Here is a 23,549-nt window from a genome sequence, read left to right as displayed (position 1 = left end):
GTAATGCCTCCTTAAGAATGTTTCAATGTAACTATTCCACATTCTACAGAGGCTTAAACATCTTATTAAAATTCTTCGTAAACAGCGGGATCTTGGTTCTTGCGTCGACCGTCAACACGTGTCAGTTGGTCAAACGCTTGTAAATCTTCATCCGTGATATGGAAATCAAAAATGTCAAAGTTTTCAAGTTGACGTTTTGATGATGTCGCTTTCGGGATTGGCATGACTCCATTTTGAATATGCCATCTTAAAATGACTTGAGCGACCGTCTTGTCATATTTTGAGGAAAGTTGTTTTAATACAGGTTCGTCCATCACACCGTTGTCTCGACCTAATGGACTCCACGCTTGTGTTAAGATGCCTTTCTTTTCATGATAGGCGATCATATCTTTTTGGTTAAAATAAGGATGTAACTCAATTTGGTTAATCGCTGGTAACACACCTGTTTCTTTTTCAAGTTGCTCAATATGTTCAGGTAGGAAATTACAAACGCCGATATATCTGACTAATCCAGATTTTTGTGCTGCAATCATTGCTTTCCATGCTTCTACAAATTTACCTTGTTTCGGATTAGGCCAATGAATTAAGTAAAAATCAAGATAGTCTAAACCAAGACGATATAATGATTCTTGAATGGTTTCATAAACTTGCGGTTCACTTTGGTAGCGTCCAGGTAATTTTGAAGTGACCCAAATCTCGTCTCTATGCACGTGACTATTTTGAATCGCTCTCCCAACAGCACCTTCATTTTCATAATTGTATGCCGTGTCTAATAAACGATAACCCAAATTCAATGCATCCGTCATCGCATGAGCACCTTTTGTTCCATTTAATTTATACGTACCGAAGCCTAATTGATCGATAGATTGTCCATCTTTCAAAGTAAACTGTTCCATAATATCCTCCTTAAATTCTGGCAAATTGCACCTAATGAGATTAAATATAAAACATGTAGCCTTCTAAAGCATCTTTATCTTGATAATCAGCTAGAGATTGTAATGTCGTTTGATCAAGTACCTCTCTCACCGCATTGCGCATGCGTAACCATAATTGTTGTTGACCAGGTGGTTCAGATTCCATACGTTCTACGATAGTCAATGGGCCTTCAAGTAAGCGGATAATATCACCCGCAGTAATTTCAGTAGCTGGCACCTTTAATTCATACCCGCCTTTTGCACCTCTCACACTTCTAATGAGACCCGCATTTCTTAATGGGCCTACGAGTTGTTCTAAATAGAGATCACTCAAACCATTTTCTTCTGCGATCGTTTTTAATGACACACAACCTGTTCCGTGTCGTTTGGCTAAAGCGATCATTAATGTTAAACCATATCTTCCTTTAGTGGATATTTTCATTTTTACCTCACCTTACATCATCCGATTTATTTTTATTTTAGCATTTTTTATATTAATATAATACCATTGTATATAAGAGTACAAAACTAATAACAATGGAGGGATAACGATGTTGACTGAACCACTCGCTTCCAGAATGCGTCCACGGAATATTGATGAAGTCATTGGACAACAACATCTCGTTGGAGAAACGGGGATTATTCGTCGTATGGTCAACGCGAAAAGGTTGTCATCTATGATATTTTACGGTCCTCCAGGCATCGGAAAAACAAGTATTGCTCAAGCGATAGCGGGCAGTACTGCTTTCAAGTTTAGACAATTGAACGCTGTAACGAACACGAAAAAAGATATGCAAATGATTGTCGATGAAGCAAAAATGTCAGGACAAGTCATTTTATTACTGGATGAAATTCATAGATTAGACAAAGCCAAACAAGATTTTTTATTACCACATTTAGAAAATGGAAAAATTGTACTCATCGGCGCAACAACTTCAAATCCTTATCACGCTATTAACCCAGCGATTCGTTCAAGAGCCCAAATTTTTGAATTATTTCCTCTCGATAAAGATGATATTAAAGTGGCATTAGCTAATGCACTAGAAGATGAAGAAAGAGGCTTAAAACAATTCAACGGTACAATTGACGATGATGCGTTTGAATATTTTGCAACACAAAGTCAAGGTGACGTGCGCAGTGCTTTAAATGCTTTAGAGTTAGCAGTACTAAGTGCAAACGACCAGCCTCCTCATATTACATTGCAAGATGCGGAAGATTGTTTACAGCGCGGGGCGTTTTTAAGTGATAAAGATGGAGATATGCATTATGACGTGATGAGTGCATTTCAAAAATCCATTCGAGGGAGTGATGTGGATGCTGCACTTCACTACTTAGGACGTCTCATTCAAGCAGGTGACCTTCCTACAATTGCGAGAAGACTGCTTGTCATCAGTTATGAAGATATCGGCTTAGCTTCTCCGGGTGCCGGTCAACGGACATTAGCTGCAATCGAATCCGCTGAAAGATTAGGATTTCCAGAAGCACGCATTCCACTCAGTCAAGCAGTCATTGAACTATGTCTCTCACCAAAATCCAATTCAGCGATTCGTTCTATTGACGCCGCGTTAAGTGACATTCGTAAAGGGCATGTCGGTCAAGTGCCGGACTATTTAAAAGATGGTCATTACCAAGGGGCTAAAGCATTAGGACGTGCAGTGGGCTATCAATATCCACACAATTATCCAAATGGCTTCGTGGCACAACAATATTTGCCGGACTTGTTGAAGAAAAGACAATATTATACACCTAAAGACACATCGAAGTCAGAACAACAATTTAAACAAATATACGAAAATATTAAACAACAGCAAAACGAATTGTGAAAGTGAATTTCAATATTAAAAGGGGCTCTGACGTGATATTGTATGAACCCCTTTTAATGTTTCCGACTTATTTATCTTTAATACGTTGTACAGTTATATCTTTCAAAATGTCATTACATACATAACTTGCACAAATCAAACCGACCACACTTGGCACATAAGCGTTTGATGATGGCGGCATTTGTGCTTTTCGGTTTTTACCTTGAGCATCACCCACTACCGCCTTCACATCTTCACGAATCACGATTGGGCTTTCACCTGAAAACACAACCGGGATCCCTTTTTTAATCCCTTTTTGCTTTAATTTATTTCGAATGATACGTGCAATAGGATCCGTATGTGTTTTTGAAATATCAGCAATTTCAAATTGTGTTGGATCTGTTTTGTTCGCTGCACCCATACTTGAAATGATTTGAATACCACGCGCTAAACATTGTTCCATTAAGTGCACTTTATAAATAATTGTATCGCTCGCATCAACGACATAATCAATATCATAATCTTCAAAAAGTTGTTCGTACGTTTCTTCTGTGTAAAACATATGTAATGGCGTCACTTTACAGTCAGGGTTAATTAAGCGAATACGTTCTTCCATCAGACTCACTTTACTTTGTCCTACTGTTGTCATTAACGCATGCAATTGGCGGTTCACATTTGTAATATCTACATCATCTTTATCTATTAAAATAATATGTCCGATGTTCGTACGCGCTAAAGCTTCTGCAGCAAAAGAACCTACCCCGCCGACACCTAATACAGCGACTGTTGTTTGTTTTAATTTGTCGAGCCCTTCTTGTCCGATAGCCAGTTCGTTACGAGAAAATTGATGTTTCATATTAAACTCCTTTAATTACAAATTTATATACCCTTTTAAATGAACACATAAAAAATACGCAAGACACGAGGCCCTGCGTACCGATAGATCCGTTATGCCGTAGTTGTAAAGTGCTTGATCATTTTGGCCTGCTATATACAGGTGGGTGCCCTGTTTCTTGTTTTGCACGTCCTCCTAAAGAGGCGTGTGCGCTGCAAGAAAACCCATTGGGCTCCCTGATCAAAGAGTGTTAGGTCAAAATACATAAAGCGAACTTACGAACACTACAGATGACTATCTTATGAGTTAATCATATCACACTTTAATGATTATTCAAGAAAAAAGTTTGCGCACAGTGTATTTAAATTAATGTTTGATACGTAATGATAGTTCGTCTAATTGTCTTTCTGATACCGTACTCGGTGCATCTGTCATTAAATCTGTCGCAGATGCTGTTTTAGGGAACGCAATTGTATCACGTAGGTTTGTACGGCCACTTAAAATCATGACGAAGCGGTCTAAGCCTAGAGCGATACCGCCATGTGGAGGTGCACCGTATTTAAACGCATCTAATAAGAAACCGAATTGTTCTTGCGCTGCTTCATCAGAGAATCCTAATGCTTTAAACATACGTTGTTGAAGTTCACCGTCGTGAATACGAATTGAGCCGCCACCTAATTCGAAACCATTTAATACAAGGTCATAAGCTTGTGCTTGTGCTTGTTCAGGGGCTGTTTCTAATAAATCAATATCTTCTACTTTAGGCGATGTGAATGGATGGTGTGCTGCCACATAACGATGTGCTTCTTCATCATATTCAAGTAATGGCCAATCAGTCACCCATAAGAAGTTATATTGTTCTGGATCGATGAGTCCGCGTTCTTTTCCAAGTTTATTACGTAATGCACCTAAACTTTGTGCAACGACATCTTTAGAATCAGCGACAAATAAGACTAAGTCGCCCGCTTTAGCGCCTGTTAATGCTTGTAATTTAGCAACATGATTCTCATCAAAGAAACGTGCGATTGGACCATTTAAGCCGTCATCAACTACTTTTACCCACGCTAAACCTTTCGCACCATAAATATTTACAAATTCTGTTAAACCGTCAATATCTTTACGTGTATAGTCAACTGCAGCGTTTTCAACAACGAGTGCTTTCACTTGACCGCCACTTTCCACTGCGCCTTTGAATACTTTAAAGTCCATGATTTGACCTAATTCTGATACGTCTAACAATTCCATACCAAAACGTGTATCAGGTTTATCTGTACCATAACGTGACATTGCTTCAGCATAAGTCATACGTGGGAATGCATCAGTCATTTCAATGCCTTTTACATCCGCAAGTACGTTTTTAACCATCGCTTCACCTAATTGAATCACGTCTTCTTGCTCAACGAAACTCATCTCAATATCGATTTGCGTAAATTCAGGCTGACGGTCAGCACGCAAGTCTTCATCACGGAAACATTTGACGATTTGGTAATATTTATCAAAACCACTGATCATTAAAAGTTGTTTAAACAATTGAGGCGATTGTGGTAACGCATAAAATTCACCGTCATGTACACGTGAAGGCACGAGATAGTCACGTGCACCCTCTGGCGTAGATTTCGTTAATACAGGCGTTTCAACATCATAGAAACCATCTCCATCTAAAAATTGGCGAATTGAACGTGTAATTTGGTGACGCATTTTAAATGTTTGCGCTAATTTTTCACGACGTAAATCGAGGTAACGATATTTCAAACGGATATTTTCATCAACATTTAAATTTTCTTCGTTAATTGCAAACGGAGGTGTTTCAGATTGATTGATAATTTCAATGGATTTCGCTTGGACTTCCACTTGTCCTGTTTTAATTTTAGGATTGATTGTTTCATCGTCTCTTTTAGTCACTGTCCCTGTAATTTCAACGACATATTCAGAGCGAATGCGTTCAGCTACTTCAAGCGCTTCTTTTGAAAAATCTGGGTTGAAAACGACTTGTACATAACCTTCTCTATCCCTTACGTCTACAAAGATAAGGCCACCTAAATCACGACGATTGTGTACCCATCCTTTCAACGTCATTTCTTGTCCTAATAATTCTTCTGTCACTAAACCACAGTAAGTCGTGCGCTTTGCCATTATTCTTTACCTCCATGAATATAACTTTCTATTTCTTCAAATTTCATCGTTTGAGATTCACCTGTCGCCATATGTTTCACAGCGACTTCACCTACTTCAAGCTCTTGATCTCCAATAACAATCGTATAGGTTGCATTAAGTCGGTCTGCTTGTTTCATTTGACCTTTCAACTTGCGAGATAAATAATCTTTATCCACTGAAATGCCAGCGTGTCTGAGACGATTAAGGAGTGTTACTGCAAAGTCATCCGCTTTCTCTCCCATCGTCGCTACAAACAAATCAATATGCTCAGTTTGTGGGAATTCAATGCCTTCTTCTTCTAATGCCAGTAATAATCTTTCAATACTTAACGCAAAACCAATTCCCGTTTCACTCGGTCCATCTAGCAATTCAAGTAAGCCATTGTATCGACCACCACCACATAAAGTCGTAATCGCACCATCATAGGCTTCGTTATCCATCATCAATTCAAAGGCAGTGTGTGTGTAGTAATCCAAACCTCTCACTAATTTTGGATCCACTTCGTATGGAACGCCAAGACGATCTAAGTGTGATTTAACCGCTTCAAAATAATCTTTGGAGTAATCATTTAAAAAGTCAGTAATTGACGGTGCCGTTTGAATTTCAGGCTGATGACGATCCACTTTGCAATCTAAAATACGCATAGGATTCGTTTTGATACGTTGTTGACAGTCTTTACAATAATTGTGAATGACCGGTTGGAAATGTTCACGTAATGCATTTTGATAATCCACGCGTGACTCTGCATCCCCCACACTGTTAATCACTAATTTTAATTTTTTCAAACCGAATGATTGATATATGTGCATTACCATAGCAAGCACTTCTGAGTCCATACTTGGGTTTTCAGCACCAATCGCTTCTACACCAAATTGATTAAATTGACGGTAACGCCCTTTTTGCTTTCTTTCATAACGAAACATCGGACCATTATAGTACAATTTCACCGGTTGGTTCGGTAATCCTTGCATTTTATTTTCAATATAGCTACGTACGACAGCAGCTGTTCCCTCAGGACGTAACGTAATACTACGATCGCCTTTATCTTTAAACGTGTACATTTCTTTTTGTACGACATCTGTAGAGTCACCCACACCGCGCGCAAATAAATCGGTACTTTCAAAAATTGGGGTTCTGATTTCTTGATAATTATAAACTTCCATCAATTTGTGCAATTGGTTTTCAATATATCGCCACTTCGCAGTTTCTTCGGGTAAAATATCTTGCGTCCCACGTGGAATGTGAATCATCTTTATCGCTCCTTTTCATTTCTATTCTTAACTTCAGCCATTTGTTTGAATAAAAAAAGCCCCCTGTATGCACTAAACATACAAGGGACGTACTTTATTATGCCGTGTTGCCACCCTAATTAAGAACAATCAAATATAGACTGTTCTTCACTCTAGACTCTTAACGCGAGCGACACGACCTTACTTTCATAAAGTACCTTTCCTTGTGTTCATCTCACTAAGCACGACGGTCTATCTTTCAGCCAATGGACAGACTCTCTTCTTACATCGTTCTTTGCTTAGTTCATTCAAGAATACAAACGGTGTTAAATATAAAATTCACTGTTAATCATAACTGTTTTTTCAATCAGTTTCAAGACATTAACTTAAAAAATAACTTTCTAACCCGTCGACAATCGCTTGTTCAACGACTTGACGATGATTTTCGTCTTTCATCATCACGGTGTCAGTCGGATTACTAATATAACCTAATTCAAGCAATACAGCAGGAATTTCCGTCTGTCGTAACACTTGATAATTTTCTTGTCTCGTACCTCTATTCGATAACATCGCTTTCTTTTGTATACTCGCGTTTAACGTTTGAGCGAGCCCTTCTTGTTGTTCATGAAACCAATAGACAGTCGCGCCATTGGCATTCGGTGTTTCTAGAGCATCATTATGAATACTAATAAAGACATCACCTTTAAGATTACGGTCTTTTAATTTTACATATTCATCCGTCGAACGCGTCATTTTCACGTTAGCGCCCTTCTTTTCAAGCAATGATTTCAGTTCTAACCCTGTTTTCAATGTGATATCTTTCTCTAAAGTTTTGTCACCTTGTCGACTAGAGGCACCTTGATCACCACCACCATGGCCTGGATCAAGAACAATGGTTTTATTTTTCAATGGATTCGCCTGTGGATTGACATCTGCAGGTATGTCGAGATTTGTATGCCATCCCGCAATCCATCCCTTTTGCTTACCATGAGCTGAACGTACTTCAATCCATTTACCTTGTTTACCAATTTGATGAAATTCATCGCCTTTATGCACTTGATAAAGTACTGGATACGCTGCGTTTGGACCTGTACGAATTTCCGCGTCCTCAATTAAATTGACATGATCATCGTCACTATGCCTCAACACAAAATACGACACGACAAGAATACCAACTAATGCGATCGTGAAGCACGCGCCATAAAAACGTTGCGGATGGATGCGTTTTTGTTTTAACCACTGATCAACCTTTTTCATACGACTTTGCCATCTATACTCTCATAAATAATCGTCACAGGACCATCATTTTGAATATTGACAAGCATATCTGTTCCAAATTCACCTGTCTCAACTGGAATTTGAAATGCACGTAGCTGATCATTAAAATATTCATACAGTTCATTTGCTTGATCAGGCGCCATCGCTTGCGTAAAACCTGGGCGATTTCCTTTTCTCACATCCGCATACAATGTAAATTGCGAAATAGATAAAATCTCGCCATTGATTTGTTGAATATTTAAATTAAGTTTTTCGTTTTCATCTTCAAAAATTCGAGAGTTCGCAATTTTTTTCGCTAAAACTTCCGCATCTGCTTGAGTGTCCCCTTCACCAATACCGACGAGTAGACAAAATCCTTGTTGTATTGTGCGCTCTATTTGATAATTTTTAACACTTGCAGATTGAACTCTTTGTACAACGATTTTCATCTTTATGCACTCCTATTTCCAAACTCGCGTCACTGTATAAATATCCCCGAGTTGTTTAATTTTATCTGCAACTTTATATACTTCATGTACATTTTTTACCATAATACTTAAATGAATGACAGCATTTCTATCAACGTCCGATTTCCCAGCAACTTTAATCAATTGACTTGAGGTACTGTTAACAGCTTGAAGCACCTCATTGAGTAAGCCATTGCGATCGTATGCAGTTACTTCTAAATCGACTTGATATTTTTGTGAAGCATCTTTAGATTTCACCCATTCTACATCGATTAACCGTTCATTTTCGTTTTTTATATTCGGACAATCTGTACGGTGAACTTTGATGCCGTGACCTTTCGTAATATAACCGACAATACGGTCACCAGGAATCGGGTTACAACATTTAGACAATTTAATTAATACATTATCCAGGCCCGCCACATAGACGCCTGAATCTGTCGTAATAGAATCTTTAATCGGTGCAGCTTTTGTCACTTCTTGCGCTTGATTCAACGCTTTTTGTTTATGCTCAATACGTAAGCGCTCAGACAGTTTATTTACAATTTGTAGTGCTGTCACACCACCAAATCCAACTGAAGCATATAAATCATCTTCATTAGCGAAATTGTATTTATCATTCACAATTCTAATATTTTTTTCAGTCAATAACTCTTCTGGTCTAAATCCTTGTTCTTTCAATTCTGCTTCGACCATAAACTTACCTTTTTCAATATTGGAAGAACGGTCTTGCTTTTTGAAAAAACTTTTTATCTTACTTTTCGCACTTGAAGAGCGGACAATTTTTAACCAATCTCGACTAGGACCATACGAATGTTTACTCGTACGAATTTCGACAATGTCCCCTGTCTGCAACACGTAATCAATCGGTACAATTTTACCATTTACTTTTGCACCAATCATTTTATTGCCGACTTCACTATGGATGGCATATGCAAAATCAATAGGCACTGCACCATAAGGTAACTCAATAACATCACTTGCCGGCGTAAAAGCATACACTTTATCACTTTGTAAATCGAACTTCATCGACTCGATAAATTCTTGTGCATCTGAAGACGTATGATCCGTTTCTGCAATATCTTTCAACCAGTTTAACTTTTTATTATAGTTTTCATTATCTTTATCAACTTGTTTGCCTTCTTTATAAGCCCAATGTGCAGCGACACCATGTTCTGCAATTTCGTGCATCTCAAATGTACGAATTTGAATTTCAAGGGGATCACCATTAGGGCCTACTACAGTTGTATGCAGTGATTGATACATATTTTGCTTTGGCATCGCAATATAATCTTTAAAACGGCCTGGCATCGGTTTCCATAAAGTATGTACGAGACCTAAAACGGCATAACAATCTTTAATTGAATGAACGATAACTCGGACAGCAAGTAAATCAAAAATTTGATCGAATTGCTTTTTTTGCTTCATCATTTTGCGATAAATACTGTAAATATGTTTTGGACGACCATTAATGTCACCATCAATATCCATAATATCCATTTCTTTACGGATATTTTCAATCGCATTTTCAATATATGCCTCACGTTCACTACGCTTTTTCTTCATGAGATTGACGATTCTGAAATACTGCACATTATCGATATATCTTAAAGCAATGTCTTCAAGCTCCCATTTAATTGTATTAATCCCTAAACGATGTGCTAATGGCGCATAAATCTCTAATGTCTCTTTAGAAATGCGAATTTGTTTCTCACGAGGCATCGCACGCAATGTTCGCATATTATGTAAACGGTCTGCCAATTTCACTAAAATGACACGCACGTCTTTAGCGATGGCAATGAATAATTTTCTATGATTTTCAGCTTGTTGCTCTTCTTTAGAACGGTACTTCACCTTTTTCAATTTGGTTACGCCATCTACAATCGTTGCAATTTCTACATTAAACATTTCCGCGACATCATCAAAAGTGTAAGGTGTGTCTTCAATCACATCATGTAAAAAACCAGCAACAATCGTAGGCCCATCAAGATGCATTTCTGTTAGGATACCTGCGACTTGGATGGGGTGCATAATATATGGTAAACCGTTTTTACGAAATTGTCCTTCGTGTGCCTTATAAGCGATATGATAACTTTTAAGCACGTATTCATACTGCTCTTTATCTAAATATTGTTTCGCTTTATGTAAAACTTCGTCAACACTATATGGATATTCGTTATTCATATGGTCACCCCCACGTTATCAATAATAATACTATCATACTACATGAATTGAAATAATTGAACCGAATCATAACGCATAATTCAGAGAAAGTCCGTAATTTATAAAATATCCTTCATTTTTCTTACGGAAAGTCATCAAAATGTATCATTTGTAGTGAAAAAGCACTATTTTGTAATAATAATGTGCGAACGATGAATGGAAAAATGACACCAAAGTTCGACATGCGAAGAGAAATAGAACAACACAATATCATGCAAGTTGAGGCATTTAAAAAATGGCTTCACAGCATACCTTCAAATGTTACACAATCTGAATCATCTCATTATAAATAAAAACAACTCCACACATCACGGCATGAAGCTGTTTCATCATATTAACGATTATTCGTCATACTTAATTAAGCACATTACATCATAATCTTTAATTTTTTCCATACCATTTAAATATGCAAGCTCAATAATAAATGCAATACCTGCAACAATACCGCCTTGCTTTTCAACTAGATTAATCGCCGCTTCAATTGTTCCACCTGTCGCTAATAAATCATCTGTAATTAAGACACGTTGACCAGGTTTAATCGCATCAGCATGCATCGTTAATACATTGCTACCGTACTCTAAGTCATATTCATAACGAATGACTTCACGTGGTAATTTTCCTTCTTTACGTACAGGTGCAAATCCAATTCCCATCGCATAGGCAACTGGGCAACCGATAATAAAACCACGGGCTTCCGGTCCAACAACGATATCCACATTTTTTTCTTTCGCAAACTTAACGATTTGATCTGTCGCATAACCGTATGCTTCACCGTTATCCATAATTGTTGTAATATCTTTAAAATTAACCCCTGCTTTCGGCCAATCTTTTACTTCTGATACATATTGTTTTAAATCCATTAAAATCCTCCTCATTCATTCCGTGCCAGTTCATTTTCTATCCAAGACTTAATGGCGCCAAATTCTTCATAGAGTAACTGTTTTTCTACCTCAATCCGCTGTACACGTGCTTGATAAACACGGCTAGAAGTAATGTGTTGTTTATCTGTTGAATGCACAATCTCGATTATACCATTTTTTTGAGAAATGATTCCAAGTTCAAGAAAAACCTTTAAAATAAATTTGAGCATCATCGGCTTAACGTTAATAAATTGACTTAAAGCAACCCCGTCTTTTTGTAAATCGGTTTGTCCTTTTTGATACAACGCTTTATAACAATTTTTAAAATCTGCATGCTGTGGTAAGCCTTCAAAATAAATCGAACGTTCATGTTGAAACACTAAATAAACTTGGGATGTATTTAAATAATGACAAGATAACTTAATATCTTCAATTGTTAAAGGCAAGTCACGCATCACACATTTATCATACTGTTGTGGAACGTTTTCACCGTAGTAATATTCATGCGGTGATGCTTTATCTTGATTCGGGTGGATTAAATAACAGACGTGTTGATCATCATCAAATACAGGCAAACGTTTATTTTTACTACGATAATCTAAAATTTGACGCTCATTACTTTTCATATCTGTTAAAACCATTTGTGCTGTACGATTACCGTTCCACTCATTAATCTGAAGTTCACCAGTCACATCGACATGTTGGTAAGGCATTAACTCACTTGATAACGCACCTTGATTCCAAAATAACGCTTGTAAATTTTGTTCGATAAAGGTCATTTTTAAGTGTGCTTGTTGTTGCCCAATACCTTTACTTTGTAGCACAGTCAGACCATTAACTTGAATGATCGGTCGCTTAAAATCTGTCCCAAACGGTCGTAAACGCTCAATCGACTGGATTTGTTCTACCGTAATGTGTCCAACATCTACAGTGACATCCACTTTTTGAATCGGTTGTATTGCGGTTGTATCAATGTGCGTGCTCATCCAGGTGTTTAATCCTTCACGTAACGCGGAGATTTGGTCGATAGGTAACGTTAAACCTGCTGCCATATGGTGCCCACCAAATTTAGAAATCAATGTTTGTTGTGATGTTAATGCTTCAAACATTGATACTTGTGTAATACTACGTGAAGAGCCTTTCGCATGTTGTTGCGCGTGGTCAATATTTAATACCATTGTTGGTAAATGGAAAGTTTCGACTATTCTTGAGGCAACGATACCAAGGACCCCTTCATGCCAATTTTCTTTTGCGAGAACTAAAAAGTGTTCGCCCGCTTGGACTGCATCTTCAGCCATTACCATAGCTTCATCAACAATCTTTTGTACAATATCTTTACGTTCAACATTGAAATGTTCGACCTGTTCAGCTAAAAAGAGTGCTTCGTCTTCATCGTCTGTCATGAGTAATTCTGCAGCAAGTGTCGCATCGTCTAACCGTCCTACAGCATTTAATCTCGGCCCAACGATAAAGCCAATCGTCTCTTCCGTAACTGTATCATTAAATTGCGCTTGAATGAGTATGGCTGCAATTGAAGCAGGTGGACTTTCATTCAATAATTTCAACCCATGTTTAACAATAAAACGATTTTCATCTGTTAATGAAACAAGATCCGCAATGGTACCAATCATCGCATAAATCCAAAATACATTCGGAACATCCCCAAGCAAACTTTGAGCTAATTTCAGTGCTACACCGGCACCACACAGACTATAAAAAGGATAGTCATAATCCGGATGCATCGGATGAACAATCGCATACGCCACTGGTAATGTATCGCCTATTTCATGGTGGTCAGTCACAATCACATCAACACCTAGATTTTGGACCATTTCGATTTCTGCATGACCTTGAATGCCATTATCTACCGTAATGATGAGAGAAACACCTTCATCATACGCATTTTTAAACGCGGGCTCACTCGGACCGTAGCCTTCAGTGAAACGGTTTGGAATATACCAACCGACGATCGCCCCGAGTTGCTGAAGTGTCTTGACCATAATCGTTGTAGACGTCACACCATCTGCATCATAATCACCGTACACTAATATTTTTTCTTGATTTTGAATCGCTGTATGTATACGTTCAACGGCTTTATCCATATCACTCATCAAACTTGGATCATACATATTCTCTTTAGATGTCGCTAATATTTGTGCGAGCTGTGCTGACTCAGTATAGCCTTTACTTTCTAAAATATAGCGCATCAAAGGGGTTAATTTATATTGATCAACCAATGCGTCGTCCATCGATTGATGATTTGTATCGGTTTGCCATTGAAATTTAGATTTTATCATATCATTCACCGCCACTTTCTACACACAGTATTATATCGAAAATCTACCAAAATAAAAAGAATGAGAGGCTAAGACATCTAATCAGTCTTAACCCCTCTTTGTAAAATGTGTGAAATCTATACTAATACTTTTTCTTCGTTCGTACGTTTACGTTTATACACGACAAGTTTGTGATGCGGTGATTTACGTAATTCACGTTTCTTCAACATGCCCCATAATGGTACGGCAATAATGATTGAGGAATATACACCAGATAATAGTCCGATTAACAGCGCGAGTGAGAAGTTGAAAATACTAGACGCACCCAACACGAGTAAGGCGATGACCACGATGACTACTGTCAACACCGTATTAATCGAACGCGTCAATGTTTGGCGAATGGAACTATTTACAATGTAGTCAATTTGTTCTTCTTTCGTAATCACTTTTATTTTCGATAACATCTCACGTACACGGTCAAACGTTACAATTGTATCATTGATCGAATAACCGATAATCGTCAGTACCGCTGCAATGAACGTAATGTCAACCTCTAGTCTGAACAAACTAAAGACTGCAATAATCATAAATGCATCGTGTAACAGTGAAATGATAGAGGCAATACCCATACGCCATTCGAAACGTAACGAAATGTAAATAATCATGCCGATTGAAGCGATAAGTACGGCTAACATGGCATTTTTCGCTAATTCTTGTCCAATGACTGGTGAAACCGTATTGACTGACGGTTCTTTACCATATTGCGATTTCAATGTATCTGTTACTTTTGCCACTTCATCTTTATTCAAGTCACGTTTAAATTGCATTGAAGCATTTTCGTTGTTGCTACCACCGATAGAAAGTTGATTTGGTTTAAGATCAATGGATTCCATCGTTTTTTCAACTTGTGCTTGTGTCAATTTTTGATTACTTTGTATGTCAACACGTGTACCTGATGTGAAATCAATTCCTAAGTTCAACTTGAATATAGCAAGAATGATCACACCAGCTAAAATAACGACGCCACTCAGAGCGAATAACGGTTTTGCCCATTTCACGAAATCCGCTTTATCATACGGCGTACTTAATTCATGCACATCATAACCTTTATTAATATCATGGATTTGTGATTGTTTAACACCAAACCACCATAATTTTTTCTTAAAGACATTTGAATGTACAATGAGTGATAATAAAATACGTGTTAAAAATACAGCTGTCACGAAACTCATCAGAATCGCAAGTAATAACATAGTAGCGAACCCTTTTACTGAACTTTCTCCAAAGAAGAAGAGTACAGCTGCCGCTAACACAGTTGTTAAGTTGGCATCGAAAATTGTGATAAACGAACTCTTATTTGCTTTTTTATACGCTTGCTTTAATGTGCGACCGATGCGAATTTCGTCTTTAATCCGTTCGTACATAATGATGTTTGCATCGACGGCCATACCGACACCAAGAACGAGTGCGGCTAAACCTGGTAATGTGAGCACACCAGAAATAAAGTTAAATGCAACCATTGTTAAGTATACGTACGTCGTTAACGTAATCACAGCAACAATACCTGGTAAGCGATAGAATAGCAACATAAATAAGAAAATAATGCCGATACCAATCATAGAAGCATGAATTGTTTTATCTAAAGCATCTTGTCCAAATTGCGCACCCACTGATGTTGAGTAAATTTCTTTTAATTCTACAGGAAGTGAACCTGAATTTAATAAGTCAGCAATTTGTTTCGCTTCAGAAATACCTTTTTCACCTTGGAATCCACCAGAAATTTCAACGTTAGTAGAATTGATCGGTTGGTTTACAGAAGCAGCAGAAATAAATTTAGGATCTTCTTTTGTTTTTTCTTTTTCATAACTGTCGCCTTTTTCGAAGTCTAACCAAACGACCATCACATTTTCTTGTTTTTTAGAAATTTCTTCTGTTACTTTTTTAAACTTATCACTGTCTTTTAATTTGAAAGTAACAGCGGGTTGATTCGTGTTTTGTTTAAACTCTTGCTTAGCCGAACCTTGCACAAGATCTTTACCAGTTAATAAAACTTTGTCATCTGCATCACGAATCGTTAAGTTCGCTTGTGAAGATAAAATTTTACGCGCTTGGTTTTGGTCTTGCACCCCTGCTAACTGAACGCGGATACGGTTTTGATCTTCAACTTGAATTTTAGGTTCTGATACCCCGAGAACATTGACACGACGCTCTAACGTTTTAGCTGTCGATTGTACTGCGGTGTTATCAATTTTGTCACCATCTTCAAGTGGATTAACTTGGTACAACACTTCAAATCCACCTTGAAGGTCAAGTCCTAAGTTAACATTTTTGATTACGCTTTTGTATGTCGCACCCATGCCCGCAAACAAGAGTACTACAAGTAATATAAAGGCAATCAGTCTACTTACTTTTTTCACATGAACACCTCATTTAATCTTATGTCACAAGCATACTTGAAATATTCCGATTAGTGCAAGTCATTTTGAGCAACCAATAAAAAAGACATGGTGTTAAGCCATGTCCTTTATTGTATGAAAACTTATGGATACAATCAATGATTATGATGGGTCAACTTGCTTGATGGCTTGCTTTTCAAAAGTCAATTCTGTACCTTTACCGTTTACAGTAATAACCGCTGATGTTTCATCTACTGCACGAACTGTACCTTTGATGCCGCCGATTGTAGTCACACGTTGACCTGCTTGTAATTGTTCAACCATTTGGCGATGCGCTTTCGCACGTTTTTGTTGTGGACGAATCATAAAGAACCACATCACTACAAACAGTAATACTAATGGCAATAAACTAATAAGTGAAGACATAAATCATAACTCCTATCTAGAAATTTTTCGGATTATCAACATTCAGACCATATTGTTCGAAAAATTCCTCTTTAAAATCTAAAAGACGGTCTTCTCGAATAGCCTGTCTAATGTTCTCCATTAATTTTAACAGAAAATGCAGATTATGGTAAGTAGTAAGACGAATACCAAACGTTTCATCTGCTTTAATCAAGTGTCGCAAGTATGCACGCGTATAGTTCTGACATGTATAACAATCACAATTTTCATCTAAAGGACGGAAATCATCTTTAAATTGTGCATTTTTTACAACAAGTCGCCCTGTTGATGTCATACATGTCCCATTACGTGCAATACGTGTAGGCAGTACACAGTCAAACATATCCATACCGCGAATACTACATTCAATCAATGCATCCGGTGAACCAACGCCCATTAAATAGCGCGGTTTATCTTTCGGCATAAACTGCTCCGTATGTTCTACCATTTCGTACATGACAGGTTTCGGTTCTCCAACAGACAATCCGCCAATCGCATAACCAGGAAAATCAAGTTTTACAAGTTCTTCGGCAGATTGTTGACGTAAATCCTTATATTCGCCACCTTGAATAATACCAAATAAAGCTTGGTCATCAGGACGTTGATGTGCAACTAAACAACGCTCTGCCCATCGTGTTGTACGTTCTAATGAGTTTTTCACATAATCATATCCAGCAGGCATCGGCGGACATTCATCAAATGCCATAATTATATCCGAACCTAAATCATTTTGAATTTTAATAGAATCTTCAGGTGATAGAAATAATTTTGAACCATTTGTATGATGGCGGAATTCTACACCTTCTTCTGTAATTTTACGCAAGTTACTTAAACTGAACACTTGGAAGCCACCTGAATCTGTTAAAATAGGGCCATCCCAGTTCATGAACTTGTGTAACCCTCCAGCTTTTTTCACAATATCATTACCAGGTTGTAACCATAGATGATACGTATTCCCTAATAAAATTTTAGTGTTCATTTGTTTTAATTCTTCAGGGCTCATTGTTTTAACCGTTGCCTTTGTTCCAACTGGCATAAACATTGGCGTTTCAAATGAACCATGAGGGGTATGCACAATCCCTAAACGTGCACCCGACTGTTTACAAGTTTTAATATGCTCATATGTTACTGCAGGCATCATATTCTCCTCTCAAACTAAATAATAATCATCGCATCACCGAAGCTAAAAAATCGATACTTTTCAGCAACGGCATGACGATAAGCTGATAACACAAATTGACGTGAACTAAACGCCGAAACAAGCATAACTAACGTCGATTTCGGTAAGTGGAAGTTCGTAATCAAACCATCTATCGCTTTAAATTCAAATCCAGGATAAATAAAAATATCTGTCCAACCACTTGTCTCTTTGAATGTATCAAATTGTGTCCGAATCGTCTCAAGCGTTCGTGTTGAAGTCGTTCCAACAGAAATAATACGATGCCCTGATGCTTTCGTTTCATTTAAAATGTCGGCAGTTTCTTGTGACATTTGATAATATTCACTATGCATTTCGTGATCACCGATATTATCGACACTGACAGGTCTAAACGTTCCTAAACCGACATGTAACGTCACAAATGCAATTTGAACCCCTTGATTTCGAATGTCTTCTAATAAGGCATCTGTAAAGTGAAGACCAGCTGTCGGGGCAGCTGCTGAACCTGCTGCTTTAGCATAAACCGTTTGATAGCGATCCTTTTCATCTAAACGTTCCTTAATATATGGAGGCAATGGCATTTCACCAAGTTCATCTAAGCGCTCTTGTAAAATCCCTTCATAACTTAAACGCATCACACGTCCACCTTGATCCAATTCTTTAATACAAGTTGCTTTAATTTTGCCTTCCCCAAAACTCAGTGTTTGTCCTAGTTTAATACGTTTCGCAGGTTTTAAAAGGACCTCCCAATCATCACCTTCAATTTGCGTCAACATTAACATTTCTACTTTGGCATTCGTTTCTTCTTTAATGCCAAATAAACGCGCTGGCATCACACGTGTATCATTTAGTACCAACGTATCTCCAGTTTTGAAAAAACGCGTAATATCCTTGAAATGTAAATCCTCTGTCTCCCCAGTCTCGCGATTCAAATACAACAAACGACTTTGATCACGCTGTTTAAGAGGGGTTTGGGCGATGAGTGATTCTGGTAATTCATAATCAAATTCTTCTATGTTCAAAATAATGACTCCTTCACTTATTGGCTCATATATTTAAAGTGTTCGTACGCATAAGGTGTCGCTTTTCGGCCTCTAGGGGTACGCTCTAAAAATCCTTTTTGTATGAGAAATGGTTCATAAACATCTTCAATCGTTACACGTTCCTCACCTATTGAAACAGCAATCGTATCTAATCCCACTGGGCCGCCACGATATTGTTCAATAATACAAGCCATCATTTTGTGATCGATATAATCCAATCCTTCATCGTCCACTTGAAGTAGTTTCAATGCATGCTTTGTCGTCTCAATATAAATCATATCGTCTTGTTTGACTTGCTGAAAATCTCGAATACGTTTCAGCAGACGATTGGCAATACGCGGTGTCCCACGACTTCTTTTCGCAATTTCTATGGCACTTTCTTCATCAATGGCTGTTCCTAATACTTCTGCTGTTCGTATAATAATTTGTGTTAATTCTTCTTCAGTATAATATTCAAGCCTTAAATGCACGCCAAAACGATCACGCAATGGACTCGTTAAACTACCGGCACGTGTCGTTGCACCTACTAAAGTAAATGGAGGCAAGTCAATACGAATACTTCTCGCTTCTTCTCCTTTACCTACTATGATATCTAAGAAAAAGTCTTCCATCGCTGGATAAAGCACTTCTTCAACAACACTACTTAAACGATGAATTTCATCAATAAAAAGGACATCACCGGGTTGCAGACCTGTTAAAATTGCAGCTAAATCACCTGGGCGTTCAATCGACGGACCGGAAACAGTACGCAAATTGACATCCATTTCATTTGCAATAATGTGTGACAAAGTGGTTTTACCTAAACCAGGTGGGCCAAAAAGCAAGACGTGATCTAATGGCTCCTCACGAATTTTAGCAGCTTGTATAAACACATCAAGGTTTGACTTAATTGCAGACTGACCTATGTATTGTCTTAAACGCTCAGGTCTTAATGACAATTCAAATGTGTGTTCATCTACTTGCTCATGTCCATCCATCATTCGGTCTCGATTCATTTACCTCACCTCTTTATGAAATCAATTGTTTTAAGCCATATTTAACAGCTTCGTCGACATCACTAAATGTTTGTTGTTGCATCGCTTTTTCAACTTTTTTCAGTTCACGTTTAGAATACCCTAACGCCTCTAACGCAAGTAAAGCTTCTTGTACGGCATGATTATATTGTTCTGTCGCTATATCTAATAACCCTTCACTCACTTCTTCTGAGACAACTACTTTACCTTTCAGATCGAGTACAATTTGACGGGCAGTCTTTTTACCGATACCTGGAAATTGCGTTAAATAGGCATCATTTTCATTTTCAATTGCACGTTTCACGTCATTTGGCGAACTTGCTGCTAATATGGCTAACGCCGACTTAGGACCTATCCCTGTCACTTTAATCAAACTTAAAAACATATCTTTTTCTTCTTGATCAATGAAACCATAAAGCAATTGCGCATCTTCACGTACAATGAGCGAAGTATACACTTTCACTGTTTGCTCTAAATGTTTTTGAAAGCGATATGAGTTTGGTGTTTGAATTTCATACCCTATACCAGATGTCGTTTCAACGACGATATGAGTCGGATATAGTGCTGTTAATTTTCCAGAAATATATGCATACATTCAATAGCACTCCTTACATGTTCATTCCAATAATGTCTACGTTATATACATTTTCCATTTGGCGCAGTTCATTAATGATTTGATACGGCCCCCACTTGGCATTTCGACCGTCTAAAGATAACGTAATTGATGCTTTTTGGTCAGTAGGGACACTTTGATGAATCGTTAATACAGAAAGGTTTAATTCAGAAAGTTTTTCGAGTATTTGAGCTAATATACCCACTTTATCTGTCACAAATAAAATAATCGTAAAAACTTCGGTCTGTTGCTGAACATCTGCTAACGGAAATATAGTATCTCTATATTTGTAAAACGCACTACGTGAACAATCATGCATATCTACAGCTTCTTGAATCGTGAGTGATTGATCTGCTTTTAAAGAGGATTTCACTTGTAACACACGTTTCACAACATAGGGCAACACATCTTCACGAATAATATAAAATTGATGTTTCATCTACCATCGCAACCTCCACTCTCAATATTATTCGACAAATTCAAATTCTCCACCTAGAATACGTACAATATCTCCGTTTTCAGCGCCACGTTCTCTCAATGCATCATCAATCCCCATTGAGCGCATTTGTCTCGCAAAACGACGAATCGCTGGTTCACTGTTAAAGTCAGTCATTTTAAACATACGTTCAATTGCATTACCACTTACGACATATGCGCCATCGTCATCACGTGTAATTGTAAACTTATCTTGAGACGGTGTATGTTTATAAAGGACACGGTTGACGCCGACCTCTTCTTTCCCTGAGAAATCAACATCTTTTACTTCTTCAAGTGTATTTGCAATTTCATAGAGCAATTGATCAATATTTTCTCGCGTATAAGACGAAATCGGTACAATAGTTGCCGTCTCATCATTAAGTTGCTCTTTAAACATTTCGAGTTGTGCTTCAGCATCTGGCATATCCATTTTATTAGCAACAACGATTTGTGGACGATCTTCTAATCGTTGCGCATATGCTTTAAGCTCATGATTGATAATTTGGTAGTCTTCATATGGGTCACGCCCTTCCATGCCACTCATATCAATAACATGAACAATGACTTTTGTACGTTCCACATGTCTTAAAAATTGATGACCCAATCCTATACCTTCAGAGGCACCTTCAATTAACCCCGGTAAATCAGCCATGACGAAGCTACGTTGGTCACGTGTTTCCACTACACCTAGGTTCGGTTGAATCGTAGTAAAATGATACGCGCCAATTTTAGGTCTCGCTTTAGAAACGATTGATAATAATGTAGATTTACCCACACTTGGAAAACCGACCAATCCAACATCTGCCAACAATTTAAGCTCTAATGTCACTTCAATCTCTTCACCTGGCTCACCGTTCTCACTAAAATCAGGAGCAGGATTTTTAGGTGTCGCGAAACGAGAATTTCCACGTCCACCACGTCCACCTTTAGCAACAACCGCACTTTGACCATGTTCAACGAGATCAGCTAGCGTTTGACCAGTCTCAACATCTTTAATAATCGTTCCTGGTGGTACTTTTAAAACGAGATCCTCAGCATTTTTACCATGCATGTTACTACTTTGCCCATTGTCACCTTTTTTAGCTTTAAAATGACGTTGATATCTAAAATCCATTAATGTACGCAAGCCTTCATCCACTTCAAACACGACTGAAGCCCCACGTCCACCATCACCGCCAGCTGGCCCACCAAATGGGACATATTTTTCACGACGGTATGCTGTGATACCATTACCGCCATCACCAGCTTTCAATGATATTTTTACTTGATCGACAAACATGTTTTCACCTCTTTTACTTTAATTTCTTTAATGATACGTACCTATCACGTGATATGATATAACGATAGGTTCGTTTAATATAAAAAATAAACACCAGAAGTTACCTTCTGGTGTCAAAGATTGACAAATTATTCAGCAACTGCATAAACAGAAACTTGTTTTTTGTCTCGACCTTTACGTTCGAATTTAACAACGCCGTCGATTTTAGCGAATAATGTATCATCGCCACCACGACCAACATTTTCACCTGGGTAAATCTTAGTTCCACGTTGACGGAATAAGATAGAACCACCAGTAACGAATTGACCGTCAGCACGTTTAGCACCTAAACGTTTAGATTCAGAATCACGACCGTTCTTAGTAGAACTCACCCCTTTTTTCGATGCGAAAAATTGTAGGTTTAATTTTAGCATGAGTTACACCTCACTTCAGATTTAATTTAATATACTCATTATATTCTTCTTCAATTGTTTGTAAAGAAATAAGTAATGATTGGAGTATTAACTGAGCCTGTTCGTTATTTGTATCGACAACTCTCACATGAAAATACCCACCATCTTCAGAATAATCAATATCTGGACGTTCAGAAGTTAAGCCTATAATGGCATTCACACTACCAAAAACAACTGCTGATGCACCTGCACAAACAATATCTTGACCGTGTTCACCATATTCTGCGTGACCATCCATAATGATATCTGTAATTTGACCTTCGTCGTTTAACTTAATATCAACATTAATCATGATTATGCATTAATCTTGTCGATTGTTAATTTAGTGTAAGGTTGACGATGGCCTTTTTTACGTTTAGAGTCTTTACGTCGACGGTAAGTGAAAACAGTGATTTTCTTACCACGACCTTGTTTGTTAACAGTTGCAGTAACTGTAGCACCCTCAACTGTAGGCGCGCCAACTTTAACGTTGTCTCCACCAACAAATAAAACTTTATCAAAAGTGAAAGTGTCACCTTCGTTTACGTCTAATTTCTCAACGAAAATCTCTTGACCTTCTTCTACTTTGATTTGTTTTCCACCTGTTTCAATAATAGCAAACATACTTTGCACCTCCTAATTATAAGTCACGCCATACATAGGTGACAAAGTGTACT

General features: G+C 37.8%; 22 protein-coding genes, 1 other RNA gene and 1 other annotated feature (1 of these 24 running past the window's edge). Of the genes, 1 reads left to right on the top strand and 22 read right to left on the bottom strand.

Annotation, left to right across the window (positions count from 1 at the left end; genetic code table 11):
- Positions 1-65 precede the first annotated feature (65 nt).
- Both GZH82_RS06780 and cymR read right to left on the bottom strand, forming a co-directional pair.
- Positions 66-896, bottom strand: a complete 831-nt coding sequence (locus tag GZH82_RS06780) for an aldo/keto reductase (RefSeq protein WP_162681841.1) — start codon at positions 894-896, stop codon at positions 66-68.
- 40 nt (positions 897-936) lie between these two features.
- Complete coding sequence (gene cymR, locus GZH82_RS06775) at positions 937-1,356, bottom strand: cysteine metabolism transcriptional regulator CymR (protein ID WP_162681840.1); 420 nt, start codon at positions 1,354-1,356, stop codon at positions 937-939.
- Positions 1,357-1,465: 109 nt separating this feature from the next.
- Between cymR and GZH82_RS06770 the strand changes: the two genes are divergently transcribed.
- Entirely contained in the window at positions 1,466-2,737 is a 1,272-nt protein-coding gene (locus tag GZH82_RS06770; protein WP_162681839.1) for a replication-associated recombination protein A, read from the top strand.
- Positions 2,738-2,804: 67 nt separating this feature from the next.
- On the opposite strand, the gene GZH82_RS06765 is transcribed toward GZH82_RS06770, so the two are convergent.
- The 20 genes from GZH82_RS06765 to rplU form a co-directional block, all read right to left on the bottom strand.
- Positions 2,805-3,572, bottom strand: coding sequence for a tRNA threonylcarbamoyladenosine dehydratase (locus GZH82_RS06765; RefSeq protein WP_162681838.1), 768 nt, complete (start codon positions 3,570-3,572; stop codon positions 2,805-2,807).
- Between the two features lie 82 nt (positions 3,573-3,654).
- Positions 3,655-3,847: non-coding RNA, 6S RNA (gene ssrS, locus GZH82_RS06760), on the bottom strand.
- A 70-nt stretch (positions 3,848-3,917) separates the two neighbouring features.
- On the bottom strand, positions 3,918-5,684 hold the full coding sequence (gene aspS / locus GZH82_RS06755; RefSeq protein ID WP_162681837.1) for an aspartate--tRNA ligase: 1,767 nt from the start codon (positions 5,682-5,684) through the stop codon (positions 3,918-3,920).
- Positions 5,684-6,955, bottom strand: a complete 1,272-nt coding sequence (hisS, locus tag GZH82_RS06750) for a histidine--tRNA ligase (protein ID WP_162681836.1) — start codon at positions 6,953-6,955, stop codon at positions 5,684-5,686. The genes aspS and hisS overlap by 1 nt, the downstream gene beginning before the upstream one ends.
- A gap of 360 nt (positions 6,956-7,315) precedes the next feature.
- Positions 7,316-8,191: an N-acetylmuramoyl-L-alanine amidase family protein gene (locus tag GZH82_RS06745; RefSeq protein ID WP_162681835.1), complete on the bottom strand. Its 876-nt coding sequence runs from the start codon at positions 8,189-8,191 to the stop codon at positions 7,316-7,318.
- The gene (gene dtd / locus GZH82_RS06740) at positions 8,188-8,640 is read right to left on the bottom strand and encodes a D-aminoacyl-tRNA deacylase (RefSeq protein ID WP_162681834.1); all 453 of its coding nucleotides are present in this window, start codon (positions 8,638-8,640) and stop codon (positions 8,188-8,190) included. Before dtd ends, GZH82_RS06745 begins: the two co-directional genes overlap by 4 nt.
- 12 nt (positions 8,641-8,652) lie before the next feature.
- Positions 8,653-10,842, bottom strand: a complete 2,190-nt coding sequence (locus GZH82_RS06735; protein ID WP_162681833.1) for a RelA/SpoT family protein — start codon at positions 10,840-10,842, stop codon at positions 8,653-8,655.
- Positions 10,843-11,222: 380 nt separating this feature from the next.
- On the bottom strand, positions 11,223-11,741 hold the full coding sequence (locus GZH82_RS06730; protein ID WP_096545126.1) for an adenine phosphoribosyltransferase: 519 nt from the start codon (positions 11,739-11,741) through the stop codon (positions 11,223-11,225).
- 11 nt (positions 11,742-11,752) lie between these two features.
- On the bottom strand, positions 11,753-14,038 hold the full coding sequence (gene recJ, locus GZH82_RS06725) for a single-stranded-DNA-specific exonuclease RecJ (protein ID WP_162681832.1): 2,286 nt from the start codon (positions 14,036-14,038) through the stop codon (positions 11,753-11,755).
- 116 nt (positions 14,039-14,154) lie between these two features.
- A complete protein-coding gene (gene secDF / locus GZH82_RS06720) occupies positions 14,155-16,434 on the bottom strand; it encodes a protein translocase subunit SecDF (protein ID WP_162681831.1) in 2,280 nt (759 codons plus the stop codon).
- Between the two features lie 141 nt (positions 16,435-16,575).
- Positions 16,576-16,839 (bottom strand): preprotein translocase subunit YajC, encoded by a 264-nt coding sequence (yajC, locus tag GZH82_RS06715; protein WP_162681830.1) that lies wholly within the window; start codon positions 16,837-16,839, stop codon positions 16,576-16,578.
- A 16-nt stretch (positions 16,840-16,855) separates the two neighbouring features.
- Positions 16,856-17,995: a tRNA guanosine(34) transglycosylase Tgt gene (gene tgt, locus GZH82_RS06710; RefSeq protein ID WP_162681829.1), complete on the bottom strand. Its 1,140-nt coding sequence runs from the start codon at positions 17,993-17,995 to the stop codon at positions 16,856-16,858.
- Between the two features lie 17 nt (positions 17,996-18,012).
- Positions 18,013-19,038 (bottom strand): tRNA preQ1(34) S-adenosylmethionine ribosyltransferase-isomerase QueA, encoded by a 1,026-nt coding sequence (gene queA, locus GZH82_RS06705; protein WP_162681828.1) that lies wholly within the window; start codon positions 19,036-19,038, stop codon positions 18,013-18,015.
- A gap of 17 nt (positions 19,039-19,055) precedes the next feature.
- Complete coding sequence (ruvB, locus tag GZH82_RS06700) at positions 19,056-20,054, bottom strand: Holliday junction branch migration DNA helicase RuvB (protein WP_162681827.1); 999 nt, start codon at positions 20,052-20,054, stop codon at positions 19,056-19,058.
- Positions 20,055-20,067: 13 nt separating this feature from the next.
- On the bottom strand, positions 20,068-20,667 hold the full coding sequence (ruvA, locus tag GZH82_RS06695; RefSeq protein ID WP_162681826.1) for a Holliday junction branch migration protein RuvA: 600 nt from the start codon (positions 20,665-20,667) through the stop codon (positions 20,068-20,070).
- A gap of 13 nt (positions 20,668-20,680) precedes the next feature.
- Positions 20,681-21,124 carry an ACT domain-containing protein gene (locus GZH82_RS06690; protein ID WP_162681825.1) on the bottom strand — a complete coding sequence of 148 codons (444 nt, stop codon included), beginning with the start codon at positions 21,122-21,124 and terminating at the stop codon, positions 20,681-20,683.
- Positions 21,125-21,151: 27 nt separating this feature from the next.
- Positions 21,152-22,441 carry a GTPase ObgE gene (gene obgE / locus GZH82_RS06685; RefSeq protein WP_162681824.1) on the bottom strand — a complete coding sequence of 430 codons (1,290 nt, stop codon included), beginning with the start codon at positions 22,439-22,441 and terminating at the stop codon, positions 21,152-21,154.
- Between the two features lie 128 nt (positions 22,442-22,569).
- Positions 22,570-22,854 carry a 50S ribosomal protein L27 gene (gene rpmA / locus GZH82_RS06680; protein ID WP_014613716.1) on the bottom strand — a complete coding sequence of 95 codons (285 nt, stop codon included), beginning with the start codon at positions 22,852-22,854 and terminating at the stop codon, positions 22,570-22,572.
- 10 nt (positions 22,855-22,864) lie between these two features.
- Positions 22,865-23,185, bottom strand: a complete 321-nt coding sequence (locus GZH82_RS06675; protein ID WP_162681823.1) for a ribosomal-processing cysteine protease Prp — start codon at positions 23,183-23,185, stop codon at positions 22,865-22,867.
- Positions 23,186-23,187: 2 nt separating this feature from the next.
- Complete coding sequence (gene rplU, locus GZH82_RS06670; RefSeq protein WP_014613714.1) at positions 23,188-23,496, bottom strand: 50S ribosomal protein L21; 309 nt, start codon at positions 23,494-23,496, stop codon at positions 23,188-23,190.
- Between the two features lie 11 nt (positions 23,497-23,507).
- Positions 23,508-23,549 (bottom strand) — a sequence feature (ribosomal protein L21 leader region) (it continues 32 nt past the right edge of the window).

Origin of the sequence: Staphylococcus sp. MI 10-1553 (assembly GCF_010365305.1) — a bacterium.
Classification (GTDB): Bacteria; Bacillota; Bacilli; order Staphylococcales; family Staphylococcaceae; genus Staphylococcus.
Note: the sequence above shows the minus strand (reverse complement) of the source record. Positions and strands in the feature narration are given on the sequence as shown.

Bases quoted from the DNA above. Each gene is read 5' to 3' on its own strand.
- aspS (WP_162681837.1), bottom strand. From the start codon at position 5,684: ATGGCAAAGCGCACGACTTACTGTGGTTTAGTGACAGAAGAATTATTA.
- cymR (WP_162681840.1), bottom strand. From the start codon at position 1,356: ATGAAAATATCCACTAAAGGAAGATATGGTTTAACATTAATGATCGCT.
- ruvA (WP_162681826.1), bottom strand. From the start codon at position 20,667: ATGTATGCATATATTTCTGGAAAATTAACAGCACTATATCCGACTCAT.
- obgE (WP_162681824.1), bottom strand. From the start codon at position 22,441: ATGTTTGTCGATCAAGTAAAAATATCATTGAAAGCTGGTGATGGCGGT.
- GZH82_RS06690 (WP_162681825.1), bottom strand. From the start codon at position 21,124: ATGAAACATCAATTTTATATTATTCGTGAAGATGTGTTGCCCTATGTT.
- recJ (WP_162681832.1), bottom strand. From the start codon at position 14,038: ATGATAAAATCTAAATTTCAATGGCAAACCGATACAAATCATCAATCG.
- GZH82_RS06745 (WP_162681835.1), bottom strand. From the start codon at position 8,191: ATGAAAAAGGTTGATCAGTGGTTAAAACAAAAACGCATCCATCCGCAA.
- GZH82_RS06675 (WP_162681823.1), bottom strand. From the start codon at position 23,185: ATGATTAATGTTGATATTAAGTTAAACGACGAAGGTCAAATTACAGAT.
- ruvB (WP_162681827.1), bottom strand. From the start codon at position 20,054: ATGAATCGAGACCGAATGATGGATGGACATGAGCAAGTAGATGAACAC.
- yajC (WP_162681830.1), bottom strand. From the start codon at position 16,839: ATGTCTTCACTTATTAGTTTATTGCCATTAGTATTACTGTTTGTAGTG.
- GZH82_RS06765 (WP_162681838.1), bottom strand. From the start codon at position 3,572: ATGAAACATCAATTTTCTCGTAACGAACTGGCTATCGGACAAGAAGGG.
- GZH82_RS06735 (WP_162681833.1), bottom strand. From the start codon at position 10,842: ATGAATAACGAATATCCATATAGTGTTGACGAAGTTTTACATAAAGCG.
- GZH82_RS06770 (WP_162681839.1), top strand. From the start codon at position 1,466: ATGTTGACTGAACCACTCGCTTCCAGAATGCGTCCACGGAATATTGAT.
- GZH82_RS06730 (WP_096545126.1), bottom strand. From the start codon at position 11,741: ATGGATTTAAAACAATATGTATCAGAAGTAAAAGATTGGCCGAAAGCA.
- rplU (WP_014613714.1), bottom strand. From the start codon at position 23,496: ATGTTTGCTATTATTGAAACAGGTGGAAAACAAATCAAAGTAGAAGAA.
- hisS (WP_162681836.1), bottom strand. From the start codon at position 6,955: ATGATTCACATTCCACGTGGGACGCAAGATATTTTACCCGAAGAAACT.
- dtd (WP_162681834.1), bottom strand. From the start codon at position 8,640: ATGAAAATCGTTGTACAAAGAGTTCAATCTGCAAGTGTTAAAAATTAT.
- tgt (WP_162681829.1), bottom strand. From the start codon at position 17,995: ATGCCTGCAGTAACATATGAGCATATTAAAACTTGTAAACAGTCGGGT.
- rpmA (WP_014613716.1), bottom strand. From the start codon at position 22,854: ATGCTAAAATTAAACCTACAATTTTTCGCATCGAAAAAAGGGGTGAGT.
- GZH82_RS06780 (WP_162681841.1), bottom strand. From the start codon at position 896: ATGGAACAGTTTACTTTGAAAGATGGACAATCTATCGATCAATTAGGC.